This is a genomic window from Hydrogenophaga sp., from assembly GCF_031426985.1.
In the GTDB taxonomy this organism is placed as follows: domain Bacteria; phylum Pseudomonadota; class Gammaproteobacteria; order Burkholderiales; family Burkholderiaceae_C; genus Hydrogenophaga.
In genome coordinates this window covers 1-1249 of sequence record NZ_JASJOY010000045.1, presented here as the reverse complement: position 1 = coordinate 1249, position 1249 = coordinate 1, and the positions used below count along the sequence as shown (strand labels likewise).

At 66.7% G+C, this 1249-nt stretch carries 2 protein-coding genes; both read right to left on the bottom strand.

Annotation, left to right across the window (positions count from 1 at the left end):
* Window positions 1-146: 146 nt before the first annotated feature.
* Window positions 147-908, bottom strand: a complete 762-nt coding sequence (locus RMP09_RS06460) for an enoyl-CoA hydratase-related protein (protein ID WP_291187888.1) — start codon at window positions 906-908, stop codon at window positions 147-149.
* On the bottom strand, window positions 898-1249 hold a 352-nt coding region (locus RMP09_RS06455), incomplete at its 5' end, for an IclR family transcriptional regulator C-terminal domain-containing protein (RefSeq protein ID WP_310565187.1). The genes RMP09_RS06455 and RMP09_RS06460, both read right to left, overlap by 11 nt.

The following is a 1249-nucleotide window of genomic DNA, read 5'->3' as shown; positions in this document are numbered from 1 at the left end:
GCAGGCATTGCCGGACCCGCAGGCGCACGTCCTGCGGCAGAGCGGTGTAGCACAGGGCAGCGCTGCGCGCGGCCAGTTCCCGTGAGAGGCCGTCGGTTGGGACAGTGGCCGACGGTGTGGCTTTTCTGATCGAGATCACGTTCATGTCAGCGCCCCTTCCAGACCGGTTTGCGCTTCTCCCGGAAAGACTGCGGGCCTTCCAGGGCGTCTTCACTGAGGTAGACGGCATCGAACGCTCGGTTGGAGGCGCGCAGCGCGGCGGTGCGGCCCATCTCGGTGGACAGGCGCACCATTTCCTTGGCCGCGCGCACCGTCAGCGGCGCATTGGCCATGAGCCGGGCAGCCAGTTCCTTGGCGCCCTGCAATGCTTGCCCCTTGGGCATCAGGCGGTTGATGTAGCCGAGTTCGTAGGCGCGCTGCGCCGTCAGCGGGTCGCCGGTCATCGCCACTTCCATCAGGATGCGCTGCGGCAACATGTGAATGACCGGCGCGGCCCACGGCATGCCGCGCCCGACCTTGGCCTCGGTGATGGCGAATTTGGCGGTCTCGTCGGCCACGCACAGGTCGCACATCTGCGACAGCAGCCAGCCGCCGGCATAGGCATAGCCCTGCACGGCGGCGATGACGGGCTTGGTGACCTCGATGTTGTCGCCGAGCACGGCGATGAAGCCCGCTGGCGGGATGCGCAGTTGCGTGTCGGCGGCCTCCACCAGGTCCATGCCGGCGCAGAAATTGTCACCGGCACCGGTGAGGATGGCCACCTGGGCCTGCCCGTCGGCTTCGAAGCGGCGCCAGACCTCGAAAAAGCCTTCGCGCACGGCGCGATTCAGCGCATTGCGACGCTCGGGCCGGTTGATGGTGATGACGGCAATGCCGTCGTTCACTTCGTAAAGCAGTTCATTGTTCACGGGGGGTTGTCTCCTTTTCAAGTTGTGCCTGTTGCCGCGAGCGGCGGGTCTGGGGTATTGGTCTGGCTTGATTTGTTGCCACTTCACGCGATTGCGGTCCCGCACGGTAGCCGAGTGCCCTCGAGATGCTGGCGGCGAGTTCCATCACCAGGTGCTGCAGCGCATCGGCGACGGCGCGACCGCGCTCGATCGGCGCTGCGATGATCAGCGCCGCGTTCACGCGCCCATCGGGTTCGAAGATCGGGGCTGAAAAGCCGGCCACGTCGGGCGTCACTTCGCCGAATGTGACCGCCAGCCCGCTCAGCCGGGCCGCCTCGATGAGGCGCTCCAGTTGCGCCGGG